The organism is Thermofilum sp. (assembly GCF_038871435.1).
In the GTDB taxonomy this organism is placed as follows: Archaea; Thermoproteota; Thermoprotei; order Thermofilales; family Thermofilaceae; genus Thermofilum; species Thermofilum adornatum.
In genome coordinates this window covers 238,870-255,696 of sequence record NZ_JAVZIC010000001.1, presented here as the reverse complement: position 1 = coordinate 255,696, position 16,827 = coordinate 238,870, and the positions used below count along the sequence as shown (strand labels likewise).

General features: G+C 53.0%; 16 protein-coding genes. All 16 read left to right on the top strand.

The window, feature by feature from the left end; translation table 11 throughout:
• Nucleotides 1-33: 33 nt before the first annotated feature.
• The 16 genes from QXT17_RS01370 to QXT17_RS01295 all read left to right on the top strand — a co-directional run bounded on the left by QXT17_RS01370 (nt 34) and on the right by QXT17_RS01295 (nt 16,263).
• The gene (locus QXT17_RS01370) at nt 34-576 is read left to right on the top strand and encodes a hypothetical protein (protein WP_342783694.1); all 543 of its coding nucleotides are present in this window, start codon (nt 34-36) and stop codon (nt 574-576) included.
• The gene (locus QXT17_RS01365) at nt 564-881 is read left to right on the top strand and encodes a hypothetical protein (protein ID WP_342783693.1); all 318 of its coding nucleotides are present in this window, start codon (nt 564-566) and stop codon (nt 879-881) included. Before QXT17_RS01370 ends, QXT17_RS01365 begins: the two co-directional genes overlap by 13 nt.
• On the top strand, nt 878-1,189 hold the full coding sequence (locus QXT17_RS01360; RefSeq protein ID WP_342783692.1) for a hypothetical protein: 312 nt from the start codon (nt 878-880) through the stop codon (nt 1,187-1,189). The genes QXT17_RS01365 and QXT17_RS01360 overlap by 4 nt, the downstream gene beginning before the upstream one ends.
• Entirely contained in the window at nt 1,176-1,844 is a 669-nt protein-coding gene (locus tag QXT17_RS01355) for a hypothetical protein (protein WP_342783691.1), read from the top strand. Before QXT17_RS01360 ends, QXT17_RS01355 begins: the two co-directional genes overlap by 14 nt.
• 4 nt (nt 1,845-1,848) lie before the next feature.
• Nucleotides 1,849-2,184: a hypothetical protein gene (locus tag QXT17_RS01350; RefSeq protein WP_342783690.1), complete on the top strand. Its 336-nt coding sequence runs from the start codon at nt 1,849-1,851 to the stop codon at nt 2,182-2,184.
• Between the two features lie 57 nt (nt 2,185-2,241).
• Entirely contained in the window at nt 2,242-2,583 is a 342-nt protein-coding gene (locus QXT17_RS01345) for a hypothetical protein (RefSeq protein WP_342783689.1), read from the top strand.
• A gap of 876 nt (nt 2,584-3,459) precedes the next feature.
• Complete coding sequence (locus QXT17_RS01340) at nt 3,460-4,260, top strand: helicase HerA domain-containing protein (protein WP_342783688.1); 801 nt, start codon at nt 3,460-3,462, stop codon at nt 4,258-4,260.
• Between the two features lie 5 nt (nt 4,261-4,265).
• A complete protein-coding gene (locus QXT17_RS01335; RefSeq protein WP_342783687.1) occupies nt 4,266-4,730 on the top strand; it encodes a hypothetical protein in 465 nt (154 codons plus the stop codon).
• The gene (locus QXT17_RS01330; protein WP_342783686.1) at nt 4,715-5,395 is read left to right on the top strand and encodes a hypothetical protein; all 681 of its coding nucleotides are present in this window, start codon (nt 4,715-4,717) and stop codon (nt 5,393-5,395) included. Before QXT17_RS01335 ends, QXT17_RS01330 begins: the two co-directional genes overlap by 16 nt.
• Nucleotides 5,396-5,438: 43 nt before the next feature.
• Entirely contained in the window at nt 5,439-6,824 is a 1,386-nt protein-coding gene (locus tag QXT17_RS01325; protein ID WP_342783685.1) for a helicase C-terminal domain-containing protein, read from the top strand.
• Nucleotides 6,825-7,090: 266 nt separating this feature from the next.
• Nucleotides 7,091-8,875, top strand: a complete 1,785-nt coding sequence (locus tag QXT17_RS01320) for a helicase HerA domain-containing protein (protein ID WP_342783684.1) — start codon at nt 7,091-7,093, stop codon at nt 8,873-8,875.
• Nucleotides 8,856-9,206 (top strand): hypothetical protein, encoded by a 351-nt coding sequence (locus QXT17_RS01315; RefSeq protein ID WP_342783683.1) that lies wholly within the window; start codon nt 8,856-8,858, stop codon nt 9,204-9,206. The genes QXT17_RS01320 and QXT17_RS01315 overlap by 20 nt, the downstream gene beginning before the upstream one ends.
• Before the next feature lie 12 nt (nt 9,207-9,218).
• Nucleotides 9,219-9,614, top strand: coding sequence for a hypothetical protein (locus tag QXT17_RS01310; RefSeq protein WP_342783682.1), 396 nt, complete (start codon nt 9,219-9,221; stop codon nt 9,612-9,614).
• 130 nt (nt 9,615-9,744) lie between these two features.
• Nucleotides 9,745-10,563, top strand: a complete 819-nt coding sequence (locus tag QXT17_RS01305) for a hypothetical protein (RefSeq protein WP_342783681.1) — start codon at nt 9,745-9,747, stop codon at nt 10,561-10,563.
• Entirely contained in the window at nt 10,563-15,119 is a 4,557-nt protein-coding gene (locus QXT17_RS01300) for a hypothetical protein (RefSeq protein ID WP_342783680.1), read from the top strand. Before QXT17_RS01305 ends, QXT17_RS01300 begins: the two co-directional genes overlap by 1 nt.
• A complete protein-coding gene (locus QXT17_RS01295) occupies nt 15,100-16,263 on the top strand; it encodes a hypothetical protein (RefSeq protein ID WP_342783679.1) in 1,164 nt (387 codons plus the stop codon). The genes QXT17_RS01300 and QXT17_RS01295 overlap by 20 nt, the downstream gene beginning before the upstream one ends.
• Nucleotides 16,264-16,827 lie beyond the last annotated feature (564 nt).

The following is a 16,827-nucleotide window of genomic DNA, read 5'->3' as shown; positions in this document are numbered from 1 at the left end:
AAAAATAAATAATTGTTTTTTCTATGTTTATTGATGATTCGGGAAATAATTTTGATACTGGCAATAGTTGTAGCCGTAGGCATAGCGTTTTACGCCGTGACCCGCTTGCTCTCTGCACAGCAGACACGGCGATTTGAGGAAGCCTATACAATTAAGAGAGGGCTCTTGGCTGGCAGGCTCAGCGGGGTCGTAGCCAGCGTCATGTCTAGACCCATGATGATCAACATGACGATTGACGGCGTCAAGTATCAGTTGAGCGCCACAAGGGTCTATGTTATCTTTAGGGCTACAGGCCCGGTCTACGAAGAGCCTACCCTTGAACAATGGCGTATTTGGAGTAACGGTAGTCATGCAGGAGTTGTAAGTTACATTAAGCTGGAGGACAATGGCTATACAATTAACATATACTATTTCAATGCCTCTAGTTACAGCGGGGCAAGCATCTGCACCTATAGCGCTGGGCAGGCAACATACTCATTCTACGCCAGGAGCTCGGGCTCCGTCGAGGCGTACGGCTTCACGGGTCCCAGACAGATAAAAATCTACGAAGTAAAGGTGATGCCGTGCCGGCAATAGACGAGGCCTTAATCGTTTTGGCGGAGATAGTCATGCTGACAGGATTCGCAGTGCTGGCTGGCAGGCTCTGGCTTGGCAAAGGCGAGACCTACCAGGTCATGGTGGCTAAGGCCATTAACGCCACCGCGCCCTACGCCGAGACGCTCATCATCCTACCGCAGCCTGTCCACGTCGAGGCCAGCTATGTCAGCTTCAAGGGCGAAAGGGCGGGTATAGCCACACTTACACGTGTCGAGGGAAAGGCCTACCGCTGGCTCCTCATATACAACACTACTACAGCAAAGGTTGCAAGGGGAGGGGGATGAGGCACCTCGAAGCCCTAGCCATAGCACTCGTATACGCGGTAACAGTCTCCCTGATGTATTTTCTAGCCCTGAGGCAGTTTACGCCCGTGCACCAGGTCAGCACCGAGCGCGCGGTGGCATACGCCCTGCTTAAGTGCCAGATAACCCCGTGCCTGCTTAATACTCTGAACCAGACCGTTAGCGTGAGCGCGTTGTACGTGAACGGGACCCCCGTCACGAGTGGAGACGCGTGGGTATGCTACTCAGCCATAGTCTATGACACTTTCAACAGGACAGTAACCAGGGTGAGGACCTGTGCAAAGCCATAGGAGAGGCCAGTTCGCCCTATTGGGTATCATTGTCCTCGCGGTAACAATACTTGCCATCCTGGCCCAGAGGCCGGCGGAGCCAGCATTCGCCTTCGAGCGCGGGTCCATGCAGTCAGCCCAGCTCATACACCTGGCCAGGTTCTGCCTAGCTATTGGCTGTAGCAATGCCACCCTAGCAAGCCTTGTCTCAAGCCTGCAGGCCTACAATTCCACGGAGCCCCTCCTCATGTTCCCCGTGGTTCAGGCATACTACAGGTGTTCCGCGTCTACGAATAGGGTCGAGAACTACACCTTCTTCACTATCCAGACCCTCAAAGGCTACGAGATTGTCGCCCTGGGCGTCTCCGCGCAGTCGGGCAGTGTCCTCAACGTCTTCGCCAAGAGCTACCGCGGATTCACCTACGTGCTAAAGAACACCACGCTCACCTACTGCCACGTCTACGCGAGCCCATTTTCTCCCATCCCAGTGAGCGCACCCCCATGCCCCCTCTCGCAACCAATAGCTGGGCTGGTCTACTGTCCCAAAATACTTGACCCAAGCGGCGTAGCGGAAATCAAGCAAATAGGTCCCTGCACATGGGCCGTAGCAATTCCTGGAAACTATACCCTCCGAGACGAGTTCGGCATACCTGTAAAAGTCATTGTAAGGGGGTAAGGCAGTGGAGAGGGTGCTCATCTACCTGGCAATCGTGGCAACGGTCTCCATGATTCTATCATTGTTCTCTTCAACGAGGCCATACAGCCTGGCTAGGGAGACCTGCAGTGACGTCAGGGCGTTCGCGAGGGACGCCCAAGTAGCATTCATGACGCGGGCCGCGATAAGGGGAACCTACTATTTCCCCTACCGCGTTGTGGTGAACGCTAGCGGCGTCTACTGCCAAGAGTGCCTCGTCAATGTAAACGTGCCGACGCTTAACGACACCGTCCTTTACGGCAGGCAGAGGCTCGTAGTAAACGCTTCCACGGGCAACATAGCCTTGCAGAGGGACGGCTAGCGTAACCTGGCCATTCTCCCTTTTTCCGGCTTAAATAGAAAATGAAACATTTTATCGATGATGCGGGACAAAGGCAAAATAGAGAAGGAGGCGTTCTACGAGACCTACAGCCTCATGTACTTCACCAAGGCATACATCAGGGACGTAGACAGCATCATAAACATCCCAAGCGAGTATAAGCCAGTCCTCCTCAGAGCGCTCATGGGCTTCTGGGTAGAAGTCATGCGCGCCTTAGGCGAAGACGAGGACGAGGAACACGCCCTCTACAACGCGATGAAGACAGTCTTCACGCGTGGCTTCATAGAGAGGCACCTAAAAGAAATAGCAATACTGGACTTGCACAGGGACATCCTAGGATACATAAAGAGCAGAATCCACAGGGCGACACGCCCAGGCTAAAAAATTTCAACACATTCCTCCCAAACACAAAGAAAAATGTAAAAAAGAAACCTTTTTTAGCTTGTCAAAAAAATAATTACCAGATGAACCCCCGGACCAAGATGGCGATGAGCCCGGGCAGTAAGTCCGTGGGGGGACGGGGGAGGACACGGGAAGAGCCCAGCCTACCCTTGCACGCACTGCCAGCCAGCGCGCAGAAAACAGCCGTAATGTTCGTTAAGACGCACAGCTGTCCAGCGAGCCGCCCTGGGTCGGCCAGCTTGGGATGAGCGGAGTGGCGGCGCCCGCAGAACAATGCAGTGGGCGCCGACGTGATGAGGGGATTCCAAGCCGAGGCTGGCCCTGGGCTGGCTGATGACTTATACCTGAGGGGTGTATATAAGCCTTGCCCCTCGCTGAGCACAGCGCCCAAAAATATAAACTTAACGCTCCTTGGCGTGCACTACTCAGAGCGCGCGCTGAGTAAGAATCGCGATGTTGTTCAGCCTACCTTTACCCTCTCTTGCTCACAGGTACCAGTACAAAGACCGGATCTTCGCATGCCTTACAAGCGTTACGAGGGGCTCCCTCCCCCATGGGCCACCCCGTCCTGGGCCCCGCAACCACGTTTGGTGCGAGGGGGTCCAGGATGGGACCTGGCCCCATTAGCGGGGATCGGGAGCCCCCGCGAAAATTGCCTTCAGTGACAGGGGCTGGCACGCCCCGGCCATGCCCCCAGTGCCGCTCCCAGGGGCATTTGTGCACGGAGGTTGGGGACTTCGAGGAACGAAAACTCTTAATGTTAGAGGGTGACCCCGAAACCCCCTGGCCAAGCCAGGTCCCATCATGGTCTAACCGGGGCTCCCCATCTCCGCTTAGAGAGGCCAGGGGGCGGGAGTGTTGTTTAATAAAAAAGGTTTAATTGAGAGATGGATTCAGCGCGACCAAAATGCTTCGCCGCATTTATGTATCGTTGGTAGAACCGGTGCGGGTAAGACTACTCTTTGTAAAAAGATTGTCTTATTCTTGCTGGAGCGAGGTGAGAATGTGTCTGTTCTCGATTTCGATGGCGAATACGGAGACTTGCCAATACCATTGCTTACCCCGCCCTTCCATGTTCCCAAGGTTCCTCTTGCATGGCTGATCAGTCAGGCTATTAGACCCGAGGAGGGAGGTTATGGCATTGCTGGGCTGGTAACTTTGTTGGATACGGAAGACGTTGGCGAGGCTATTTCTAGAATCAAGCAAGATTGGACTGTGCCTGCCTCGATACGTTTCGCCACGTTGTGGAGGTTGGCTGTATTACAAAAGTACTTCGTATACGATGGTGCGACATTGCTCTCCAGTGCCGTGTACGATCTGTCAAGCATGAATGTGAGAGAAAGACAGATTGTCCAACAGGTCCTGGCTTCCTTGCTCACAATGGATAGTAACGCGCGCTACATGGTAATCGAGGAGGGTGTGAGCGGTGCATGGATGGAGGACCTTCTCGTCATGGCTAGGCGTCGAAGAAAAAGGCTGATCTTTGTTTCGCAAAGCCTTCCAGATAAGGTTCAGAACTTCGAGGTGGTGCTATTCACGCCTTATATCACCAACCTGAGAACGTTCCCCCTCCCCTTACCCGTCAGCCCTAGTACAGACAAAGGAGCCTGGTGGGTGGGGGGCTTGGGGGTTCACCGCCTGAAGCACCTGTGGTGATTTTCTTGAAGACAAGTTTCACCGTTTTAGTTGTGCCTATAGTGAAGAATGGTCTTCGTTTTTTTGTTCCCGGCAAAAATTCCTTTGTTCCATCTTCCCATATTCTTGACCCTGACTTTGCAACATTCCAGCTTTGGCTGGTTTTATCGAATAACAGCGGCACACTAACAACGAGGGCTCTAGGTTTAACCTCCACTGAGATTAGCGAATTGAGAATAGCGTATGTGTACGAGACTAGAGCACCAACACGTTATTTACAAGTCCCCGTGTATTTTAAACTATTCACCGAGAATGACCTTACAGCTCTAGAGCTGAGTACATATTATGAGCTAACACTAGCTAAGGAGAAACCAGAGTGTAGAGAAATAGGCATACGCGAGTTTTCCCACGATGTTGGACGCATTTGGCTATGCGAAGACGGTGTCTTTCAGCGTCGAACGGTTGGGGTGAAAGCGTGGAGGAGAACATGAAGTGGTTTACTGTGGTGAAGGTTCCATTGCTACGCGTCATTGTTGATAGGCAAGTAATGCTATACACTGTCACGGGGAGGATAGAGTACAGTGCGTTTATTCTGTTTCCGGCCCCTCATCCGAGCTTTATTGACAAGGTTCTGGAGCTGATACGTGTCAAGGACGCATGCGTAGAGACTATTGACGAGGCTATGCTCTTTGACTATTTTACTGGGGGAGAGCTCCCTGTAGATGTCAGTGTTTTCCACGCTTATTATGCCTTCGAGTTTCAGTGGGTGAAGAAGGCGATACCAATTAGATTCATCCTGAATCTCAAAGACAGATTCTGGGGGAGAGAGAGGAAAATTATGACAGACGCTACCATGGAGACCTACAGCAAAAAGGCGGAAATAGTCGTCAAGCCTCCGAGACCCACAATGGTTTGGGCCTCGTCATATGACGAGGAGGTCACTATAGATGAGAAGACCTTCATCCGCATCCATGGAATATTTACAACCGAGAGAAGTCCATTTATAGACAAAGAACTCGAAGAACAGCTAAAAAACCTGGATCCAGGCCTGCCGTACCTACCAATAAGAACCGATTCTGAGACTAAAGAAACCCACAGGAAGAGGCAAATTCCCCCCAGCCCTGGCTACAACGCAGACCTATTGAGCCTACTGTAATGGTGGTCCCGAAACCCCGGGCAACACAAGCACCGGGGCGGGAATGGTAGAGTATAGAAAGGTTGAAGAGTTCTTCGAGAGGGCGGGGCTGAAGCCCCGCTTACAGCAACTGGAGGCGGCGGAACGCCTCTCAAAGCTTCTTGACAGTTCTGCAGTAGGTTTCGAGGCACCTACCGGCTTTGGCAAAACTCTCACAACTCTAGCTGCAATCTATCTTGCAGACGCGTTTCCTGTAACATGGCGGGTGAGGACGCACGAGATAGCTAAGAGGATCGCCGAGGACTGCAGTTTGGCGAATTTGAGGTTCTATATCGCGGCGGGGCGGGAGAAGCTTTGTATGTTACGCCGGGAGTACGGCACCAATGTGCATCTATTCTGCAAGTACCTGAAGCATAAGTGTCCCTTCTTCAGATCCACTGCTGTTCCACATGTGTTCACATACGAAGATCTGAGAAGGTCGCTGAGGGACGGTTGCCCCTACTATGCGCAGATGCTCGTGGATGCCGATGTGTATATAGCGCCTTACAAGCTCGGCTTCAGGTTTAACTCGAATATCACTGTCATAGACGAAGCTCATAATGTGGTAGAGATAGAGAGCTTTTCGGTCACTAAGCTCAAAGATGCATTGAAGGAGCTCGGACTTGAGCCGCATGTTCCTGAATCTTTTTCTCCTCGTATGTTATTTGAGACCCTGGAGCCCCATCTTATTGAGAGACTTGAGAGGGGCAAGCTGATCAGCAACGTATTTACAAGGCTTCAAGGCGAGGTCGGCTGGGTGGAAGGGGGGCAGGTATATATATTGAAGGTCTTGAAGCCCAGGATGAGGGCTATATATGTCAGCGCCACCCTGAGTCCGCTGGCAAAGGTGCTCAACGTCCCGATAGTCAAAGTACCGTCAGATAAGCGTCCAGCGTATGTCACTACGTGGTTGAACACAAAGTTCGAGGAGTATGATATACGCATGGGAGAAAAGTACAATGGCTTACTGTTTCTGCTCAGGAAATATTGTCCAAAAATTCTCGTCTTTGCTACTGAACGTGTAGCTGCCTTCTTAAATTACAATTACTCGGAGGAGGATGATGTGGAGGAGTGGCAAGGTGTCTACTATGTCAAGTCAAGAGGAAGAAGAAGTGAAGGAGTTAACTTGCGAGCCGACTGCGTTGTCCTGGCAGGTGTAGCGTTCTTGCCCCCCTACGCTAGAGTGGAAAAGGTGGGTCTGTCAAGAGAAGACATAGCAGCTATTACTGCTGTACAGAATATCGGGCGTACAATAAGGTCACCCAATGACAACCCTCTTGTCATAATGGCTGACGAAAGGTTTTCGAAACTAAAGGTTCTGCATGAATACTTCGATATGCACGAACTCAATAGTCTAAAAGAGCTGGACGAGATCCTGCGGCAACGACAACAAAACTCCAACCAAAAATGATCTTTCTTCTCCCCCAACCTCCTCTCTTTTTTTCTCCCGTATCCATCCCCACCCTAGCAGGGTGGCGCCCCCATAAGAGGGGGTGGTGCGAGGCCCCGCGGGCATGGCTGTGCCTTGCCTGCGTGATGGGCCGGTGAGGGTCGCGGCGTGCCTGGGGCTGTGCCCCGGGGGCCGCGGCTAGGGGGAGGGAGGGGGTTGGGGAGGGGCTGGGCTCTTCCCGCCTCGGGCCCGCTAGCTTTTTATTTTCGTGGTGTGTGGTAATTATTATGGTTGCCTGGTTTGGTGTTAGTATTAGTAGTAGCGACGTGCTTGTCGACGCGTTGATACATGCGCGTGTGAAGAGGTTTGCCGTTGTGAATTTTGGGAGGGGGCTGTTGGTCGGCGTAGATAGTTCTAGCGCGGACGAGTTTGTTGAGCGTGTTGTTGAGCGTGGCGGTAGGGCTCGGGCGCTCGGGGCTGTGGATTTGCCGCCTGCTGTCCCTCTTAGGTTGCACGAGTATCCCGTGAGCTACGCGTTGCGGGGTGGGGGAGTGCTCGCGAAGAGGGTTGGAGCTGGGAGGTTCCTTGCTGGCGTGTATAGGTATTGGAATAATAGGCCTCCACGGGAGCTTGAGGAATATGTTTTCAGCGCGGCGCGTTACAACGCTGTCTTTAAGGCTTTTGTTTTCGGGTTTAGCGAGCGTGGGAGCAAGAAGCTCAGCGGGGAAATTCTCAGGCTGAAGCCGCCCTTCCTCGTTGGCTTGGCGTGGAGCCTTAGCAGTGTAGCGTTGACGCCAAAAGACCTGGTGAACTTGACGAGTAGGCTTGTCGAGGGCGGGATGTTTCAGGCTAAGCCCCGGTTTGCGGAGCTTGTAGAGGATGCCCTGGGGTTCAGCGTGCCTGTAGCCGACGGCCTCAGCCTCGAGGTCAGGGGCGGGCTTAGGCAGGACGCAAACATGCTCGTCGTGGGGGCGCCTGGGACGGGGAAAAGTCTCTTTGTTGATTGGGTTTTGGAGAGGCTTTCGGGGAGAGGCGTTAATGTTGTTGTTCTTGATCCTACTGGGGAGCATGCGTTCCGGCTTTCGTTTGCGGGATGGAGGGTTCTGATGGCAGGCAAGGACATAATGCTTAATCCAGTTGCTTTACCGCGTGTAAGTGGCTACGACGTTATAAGTGGGACACTTAGCGAGCTTTGGCGCGAGGAGGCGCTCACGCCAATACAGAGCAGTATACTCCAGCGCGCCCTGGAGGGGGCCTCTACGTTGATGGAAGTCGTGTCCAACGTGGAGAAGATATTGAAGAGTAGTAGCAGGGAGGACGAGCTCACGGCCAGCTCGGCGCTGCTGAGGAGGCTTAGGCCGATCATACACCCGGCTTTGCTGGGCTCGTCGCCTGTCCCAGGGGGGCGCGTGGTGATAGACCTGGGCTGGATAGACACGGAGGAGGCTAAGCGCGCGTTTGTGCTTACTTTTCTCTACAGCGTATATGGGCTGGCAACGAGGGGCGAGTGGAGCGGGATAATCGTAGTTGACGAGGCTGACAGGTTTTCCAGCAACGTGATGGACCGCATTGCCGACGAGCTGAGGAAGTACAATGTATCGCTGTGGGCTGTGGGGCACAGTGTAGCAAGAATTCCCCCGAGAATGCGCGACGCGAGGTGGACGTTCATCTTTGGCACTAAGGATCCGGACAACCTGGCTTACGCTGGCAGGCTTCTCCCGGAGAAAATCGTGGAGAAGATACCCTACCTTGGCTTTGGTCAGGCTGTCTTCTTCGAGCGTGGCAGGCAGCCGCAGGTTGTTTCTGTGTATCTTTCCTTGAGGAAGGGCTATTATGTTAGGGATCATGGCCCAACCCTGTATGAGGTTGCGAGGAAATACAATTTAAGCGAGCTGGAGCTCGCGCGCCAGTACGTAGTGAACATGGATATCAGGGACAGCATCGTGCGGTTCGCAGAAAAAAGTGCTAGTCCCGAGGACGTGAAACTCGTACGGTCGAGGGGACTCGAGGCACGCGTGATACATGCGTTAGCCGAGCTGTATGGTGGCAGGCGTGGAGGAGGAAGTGGCTAGGCAGGCGCGGGTAATAGTTGTTTCTAGCCTTGACGGCGTGCCGCTTAGGTGCCTTGCTGGGACACCGCGGGAATGCGAGCTGGTCAGTGTTGTTGGGGCTGTTCTTTTTGGTGGCTTTAGGCCAGTTGAGGACGTATTGTTGCAGAGGGTGAGGCGGGTTGAGGCAGAGTTCCTCGACTACTATCTTGTTGTCTCGAGGCTTGACGGTGCTCTGCTGTGTGTTGTTGCTGGGAAGGGGGTTTCGAGGGGGAGGCTACACATATATGTCCGAGTCTTGGAGGAGGAAGTCTTGCGTGGGCTCAGCCGAAAAGAATATAAGGATGCAAAATAATTATTTTTACTGATGAAGCGGCTATTATTAATACTTGTCATGGTAGCTTTACTGCACAGTGCCACAGTTTACGCCCAGCTCCCAACGCCAAACGTGGAGAAAATAAAGAGTGACATTATTTCGTGGGCCCAGATCGCTACCCTGGTTTTCTTCATAATAGTTATTGCAATTGCAATTGCTAAGGCAGGCTATGGAGGCATACTTTTGGTTCTGGGCATAGGTCCCTACGCTGGGACAAAGGGATGGGGGGAAATTCATGAAGGGATAAAGGGGCTATTCATTGTTGCATTAATATTTCTCCTCATCGTATGGATACCAAGTTTGCTGTTTGGCTGGGGGCTGGTTTCAGAGCCAATCTATAACGTTCTCAGCGACACAATAAACAAAATCCTAAACTTCAAGCCCTAGCACGGCTGTAAAACATTTTTTTCTTGTAGATGCCTGCGTAGCCAGCGCGCATTGCTAACAAAAATTTTGTTTTTATGGCTGGTTGCTAGCTGGAAAAATTATTTATTCATGAAAAATAATTATTTTCCATATGATCGAGTGGTTCACGATAAACTGGCAATGGTACGGTATAGCATTCGCCGCGATAGTTATAGAGGTAGCGTACGCGTTATATCTCATGAACCTGCCTAGCCCCGAGAAGCGTAGTCAGGGCTATTCCCTTCTATTTGAAAGCATTGAAAGTTTAGGCCACGGGATCTTGTTGCTTGGAGCTATAGCCGGGATCGAAGCCGCGGCACTTGTGAACATCAATATTCTTCCCCCTGGGACTGCAGAGGTCTACTGGGACCTTATCGTGCGCAAGCTTGTGAATTATCTTCTGAGTATTGCCTTACTTGAGCGTGACCTCACATTGACTGTCATATTTAGCCCTCTTGCTGGCACCGTGTCTAGTGCGGCTATGCTTGCACGGTTCATGGCGCAGTTTCTCCTGTATTTCAGCGTTGCAATGCTCTTTTTGACGAAGTTCGTCGAGAACTATGGATCCCTCCTCGTAAGCATAGGAATCGCAATGACTAGTGTAAAGCGGCTCAGGAGTATCGGCCCCTACCTGGTCTTCAGCGTCCTAGCGATTGCCGCGATAAGTGGCGGGACCGTGCACTATGTGTTGGATTCTGTGTACCAGCTGAAGTTCAACTATACAAGCGGGATTATCGATGTCTTCAGCGAGGCGTTTAAACAGGTGTTTACAAACAGGCTCATGGATCTCGTAAACGATGGAAAGCTATTGTCAGAAGTTGCGACCGTCGTAGCCGTGGCGAGCGCCATAGTTATTGCTCTCGCCGCCGCGGCGAGCCGGGCGGCGGGAGGCTTTGCAGACACTTTTGTGTCGAGGGTTCGGGGAATCTGATGCTCGAGGAGGCCGTAATAATAGCTTATGTCCTTTTCTTCCTTGAGGCGCTATACTCTTACTACCTGTACCTGAGAAAAAAGACGAAGGAGGCCCAGGAAAGGTTTTACACCTCGCTGGGCGTCCTCGTGGTGGCTTTGCCACTCATGCTTATAGACATTGCAGACTATGCGGCGAAGAACTTCAACGTCCAATACACGCTCTTCAGCCCCGCGCTTACACTAGACTTCGGCATTAAGGCACAGCAGGCCGCGAACAGGACGATGCCGATAGCCCTCCAGATAAGTAGCTACGCCGCCCTTGGACAGATAATTGTCCAGGGCATAGCGTGGGCGGCCGCGATTTTTACTGGTGGTGCCTCGCTCCTTATAGGATACGGCGCTAGCGCAGGCATCGGCCTCATTAAGGGCGTTGCAGATGCTACGCTACGCATAGCGGAGGCACTCTACGTGGTCGGAAAGTTCTACGAGTTCTTGGGCAAGCTAGGGCTATATGCTAGGGGACTCGTGCCTATCGGCCTCGCGCTCCTTGTCTCTAAAAGGACGAGGCCTCTCGGAGGCGCAATATTAGCCATGGGTCTCGGCTTCGGCTATATCTTGCCGTTTGCGCTAAATAACGTGGCTTACGAGGTGAAAGGCGTAACAGTAGAGCCGCCTCCAACAGGTGTTCCTAGCATAATATGTATTCACATAGTCACGGGGGCGCCTCTCCCCAACGGCACATACGTATACGCGGGTTTCCCAGCCGTGATTGAATACAAAGATATCGATAGGGCCAACCGTACAGTGGTTCGCCCTGTTGGCTGCTTTGCCGAGCTAACGGGACGCTACAGAGTTACAAGAATATTTATTGGGGCGGAGCCCATAAGTTACAACGCGAAATTCACGGTCAAGCCGCTCCCGCCCAATGCATCTTCGCCATTCAACACTTACGACGACATGTTTCTCCAAAAGATACACTACCCAGACCTGGCGAGGCTTGCCGACCTAGCTGGCAACAATTTTACTTTTACAGTTATACAGGGACCCCTTCCCAGCGGGGAAAAGTGGTTTGTTGCTTTCTGGGATCCATACCAGGGCTACTATGCCTATGTGGCTACGGATGCATTCAGCCTCGTACCCATCAATGTCTCGACGCCGTGGTATAGCCGTAGCGGCATACTAGTTGAGCATACAAGCGGAGAGACGGCGAAGTGGTACAACTACACCTATTTCCCACTGTTCCCTCAGAACGTGATGATTGCAAGGCTGTGGGGCGTAGGCGAAGCCACAACGTTCACTAAAAACGTGACCATAGTAAGGGACGGCAAGAACTACACAGTAACCGTAAACTGTACCCGTGTCATTGGCAAGGCATACGGCTCCGTTGAAAAAGTTGAGGTCATCGACCCGGGACTCGTGGAGATAAACGGGACAACAATGAGACCTGAGGTCGAAACATCATCGAGGTCTTACTACGTATGGAACGTAGATTCGTGGCGAAAGCTAGCCAGCGACACGTTCAACAAGTGGTTCAATCAGACAGCAAGAGTTATTAACAACACGTTCATCGATAGGAACCTTTTATACGTGTCTCTCGACAAGGTAAACAACACTATCAGGAAGGTTACATTTATCAAGGTGGAGGGGCAACATACAAGGCCCGTAGCGTCCTTTTACAACCCCTACTTCTATTGGGTCTCCCCGCCCCGTGCTCCCCAGGGCTTTGCCATTGCTACTTACTGTGGCAGAGTCGTCAGGCCCGCAACGTTCAAGCTAACAGTCAACTATGCACAGTTCAGCAGCTACCCCGTCAAGGCAGAGACAATTACGATGCTAAGCTACGACCCACTTGTCCAGCCCTTCGTGGACAACACGCCCCTAACCGTCAGCTTCAGGGAGGAGGCGAGGAACTTCATCTTCGGCGTTTACCCCTTCATCTTCATGTTTGGTGTAGCCTTCGCGCTGAGCCTGTTTTCGATGGACGCGATTAGTGGGTTTTTCGGGGGCGCAGGCATCACGATACACTTCCTCCCAGGCAGGTTCCGACAGGCATACTGGGACATCGTGGTTTCAAGGATTGGAGACGTAGTTCTGGCACTTGCCGGGGCCAATGTTCCAAGTGTCCCGTGGCTAGGTGAACGCCTCTCGCCGGTAGTCAAAGAGATAAACGAGAATCTGAGGAGGTGGCGCAGAGAGATGCCGCTGGCCATCGTCAGAGACAGGGCGTTGGAGGCTGTAAAGGCAACTATCACGTGGAGGAACCTGGCGAAGCTAGAAGACTTTATACGTGCAAGGATCGAGAAGCTGTTGGGAAAAGAGTATGTGCCCATACTTCTCGACGCGGCTACGAAACAGCCGATTATCCCAGAGAAGGAGCGCGAGCTACTAACAGTCAGGCTGGAGAACTTGGCGCGGAGGCTGGTGCAGGCGTCGTACGAGCATAGGCCGCTCGTTGCTGTTAGGCTTAGCCTAGAGATAATGAAGGACGCTTTGCTCAGCAGGAATAGGCATACTGTGGATGCTTTTCTTGGCGCGGTTGCTGGCGTGTTACGTAGGGAGGCGATGAGGACTTCCGAGAGGAGCGGCATCCCCGCATATTTACACCCGACAGCGGGCAAGCTCCTGAAGGCCAGCGACTGGCTGGAGCTTGTACGCGTTGTCCAGAACCCATACGCCATATACCACAGGGTTCTTCTGATGGTCGGCATCTCTATCGCGCTACGAGAGAAGAGCTTGTTCTCGCCGGAGTCAGAGAGGTACCTTAGAGAGCTAAACACTGCATGGCACGAGTTCTTCACGGAGTACGCGTTACTAACAGCTATTAGAGAGCTTGGGCCCAAGGGCTATGCTTCTAGGGCCAGCGAGCTTGTAGAGAAGTATGCAGGCGTGTGGAGCGAGAGCATAAGGGCTGGTTCCAGGGTGCTTGAAGTCCTCGAGAACAATAAGGGCTTGTTTGAAGAAGCTAGGAAATTAATACGCGAGGCGCTGGGCAAGGAGCTCTTAAAGGCTGGGCTTACTGAGGAAATAGCCAAAGACATTTACAACCTCTCGTTCAAGCGGGACGAATACGTCAATGCCCTCGGCACCTCGGCAGAAAGAATGAAGTTCGAGGCGTACAGCTCTGCGGCGCTCTCCCTGGCCGAAAAGCTCGATAAGACCGGTAGCCCACTGCTAAAGGCGTACGCCGACGCCCTTAGACAGGACGTGGCAATAATTAGGGATATCTACAGCGAGGAGGTCAGGAGGGTATTCTACGACATGGCCGACGCCTGGCTCAGGGCCAGTGCTAGCGCGCGGGGCGAAATAGCCAAGATGCTTGGCGAAGTGGACCCGAGGTTCAGGGAGCTGTGGAGGTCTGGGGGAGAACCCCTCAAGTTCAACGAGGCTTTCGACAGGCTTGTAGACTCGCTTGATCCGGGCGTCAAGGAGCCGGTCAAGAGCTTCGTCGAGAAGGTGGAGGACTACATCTACCTCAGGGCTATCGGTGCAGACCAGAAGGAGCTGGAGCGGGTCAAGCAGGAGCTATTGGACAGCTACAGGGCGACTTTGCTGGCTATGGGCCTCAGGGCTGAGCTCTATAAGCTGGACTTAGCGGAGCTCGACAAGAGGGGAGACGCTTTTGGCGACGTATTGGCCGACTACTTCTCGTCACTTGAGAGGCTAGCTCACGCGCGCGCCGGTGCTGCTTCAAAAGAGGCGGAGGAGGCTAGGCGCGAGGCAGAGTACCTCAGAGCGGTTGCGCTAGTTGACCAGCTCAGACTAGGTCTCTTGACGCCTGGCGAGCTTAGGGAGAAGCTCGAGAGCTTTACGGGAGCTAGGGAGTTCCTCGAGGGGGCACTAGCAAGCAACATCGACGAGGCTGGGACAAAGGTTGGAAAGGCCGGCTACCTCTACCTAAGGATACACGAGATACCCCGGGCCCTCGAAGGGACAGGGATCGACCTGGGAGGCGTGGACTTGGACAGGTTCCTCGCGGGCGTAGAGGACTACATTGACGCCGTGCTTAATGGGCGCTCGATTGACCCAATGGAGGCTGGTGTAAAAGCCATGGAGGAGCCCCAGGACAGGGACTACTGGGCTGGGCTTGGCTACGCGGCTATGCTCGTTGAGTACGGCGAGCAAGAGGCGAACCAATGGATTGTGGGGCTGTATCCCAGCGCGAGGGAGAAAGAGGCCGAGGTATTCCATAAGGCTTTGCAGGCCTACATTGGCGCCGAGGACGTTGCTCGGGTAATTGACTATGCGGTGAGGCGGGTCGATAGTATAGAAGAGAAGGTTACAGGCCTTTGGGAGGAGCTAGGCCCGCTGAGGGAGGGCTTTGGAGGATTCGCAGAGGGCTTGGCCAAAAAGGAGGCGCTTGAGCTTGCACGGGAGAGTGCATACAACCTTATGGGTAGGCTTCGCGAGATAGAAGTGACTCTGCACGCTGTCTCAGAAAATACTTATAAGTATGGGCTTGGAGATGAGGCTTCGAGGGTCTTGGCGAAGATACATGAGCTAAAGGATGCTCTTGGCAAAATCATATCCTGGATAGACAGGGTTCTGGGCGAGATGAATGAGCATGGAGGAGCTTAGAGGCGATGCCCTGGAGGCCAGGAGAATATACTTTGAGCAGAGCCTGAAGATGCTTCCACGTGCAAAGAACGCATCGGAGAGGGCCTGGAGGATAGCCCGGGAGCTGGAGAAGAGCTATGCCGAGGCACTGGAGAGGGTCGCATATGCTCTTCAAGAGGCGCTTGTCCTAGACGTGGACTGCATGCTTAGGGTCCTCGGCGCATCCAGCTACGAGGAGCTTGCGGACATACTGGCAAGGTGTACTAACGAGGATCCGCATGTGGCTCCTAGGGGTCTCTGCTACTACGCAGGGATACTCCACGCGTCACTGGACAGGCTACTCCACGTGCCAGAGCACTTCTTGGGGAAAGACGGCGTCGGGAGGCTTGGTCAGCTCGGGCCGGTCGAGACGCTACGGGAACTCGTAGACCTAGCGAACCAGTACTTTTTCATTGCTGGGAGGACCAAAAGTTTGTCAAGCCTCGCCGGGATGAGCTTCGAGCCGAACAGGGAGCTAGAGCGCTACGTGTCGAGCGGGCTGAGGGCCTTCCAAATGTCAAACGTCCTCATGATGCGAGTGACAGGCCACTTTGCAGAGCAGACTCCCTCCCCGCTATACGTCGCCGCCACGGCACTCGACACGGTGTGTGAGTACCTCGAGTATGGGGCCTTCCTGGCGATGCTCGAGAGGGCCGGATCCCCGCGGTGCATTTACAGCTCCAACTTGGAGGTCATCCTTGGGAGGCTCATGACACCTGCAAACTATGAGGGCTACAAGCGTGCCAGGAAGAGGTGGGGCCCGCCAAGCCTCCTACATGCCCTCGTTGCGTGTCCAGGGTTCGCCGGGTACTGGAGGGGTTGGCTTGAGCCCCGCTGGGGGCTCTTGAGGATCTACGTGTTGCGCGCCCTAGAGCTATACCCGGCAGTGCTGGCCGGGATGGGCAATGATCCATGGCTTTACCCGGTGATGGATGCGCTGACATGGGTAATGCTTGAGAAAGCAGGCAATATTGCATGGCAAGCCCTGAAAGAGAACGGGGACTACACGCCGGGAAGCCCATGCTTGACGATACAATCCGTTGTCGCTGGGGTATTCAACAGCTTCAAGGCTAGGCGCCTAAAACAAACTACACAGCGACAAGCACAAAACAAGACACAGGGGTAGCCTAAAAGACAAAACCGTTTTGTCCAAGTCTCCAAAAGCGCTAAAAGTTGTTTATGAAGTTTCTAAATGGGAAGACTATTTTAAATTCAAGTTTACACGGAAAACATCCTAATCTCTAACGGGATGTTTCGGGAAGCTTCCCGAATGGGAGGTTTCAGAAGCTTCCAACGGGTAAATTTGAGTGCTAGGGCAGTTTTGCCGACTTCTTGACAAAATTAAACGTTAAACATATAAACCACACCCGGGCAAAACAATTCGGATGCAACTCAGAAAGAATTGAAAGGCTCACCTCGCGTAAATTACTAGGTGTATCAATCCTTCCGATGCAACTAAGAAAGAATTGAAAGCGCATTAACTCGAAGTAGATTGCATAGTAGCCCTTTAGTTTGATGCAACTAAGAAAGAATTGGGGCGCTTTTGTTTCAAATGATAGTTAATGAAGATAATTCTAAACCTCGCCCTCACTACTTGAAGCTTGGGCGCATCCAAGGCTTAAACTCTCTGACTTCTATCTCGGCACAGAGCACCGAGGGTTCCATCTCCAAGAGACAAAGCCTCCGCATG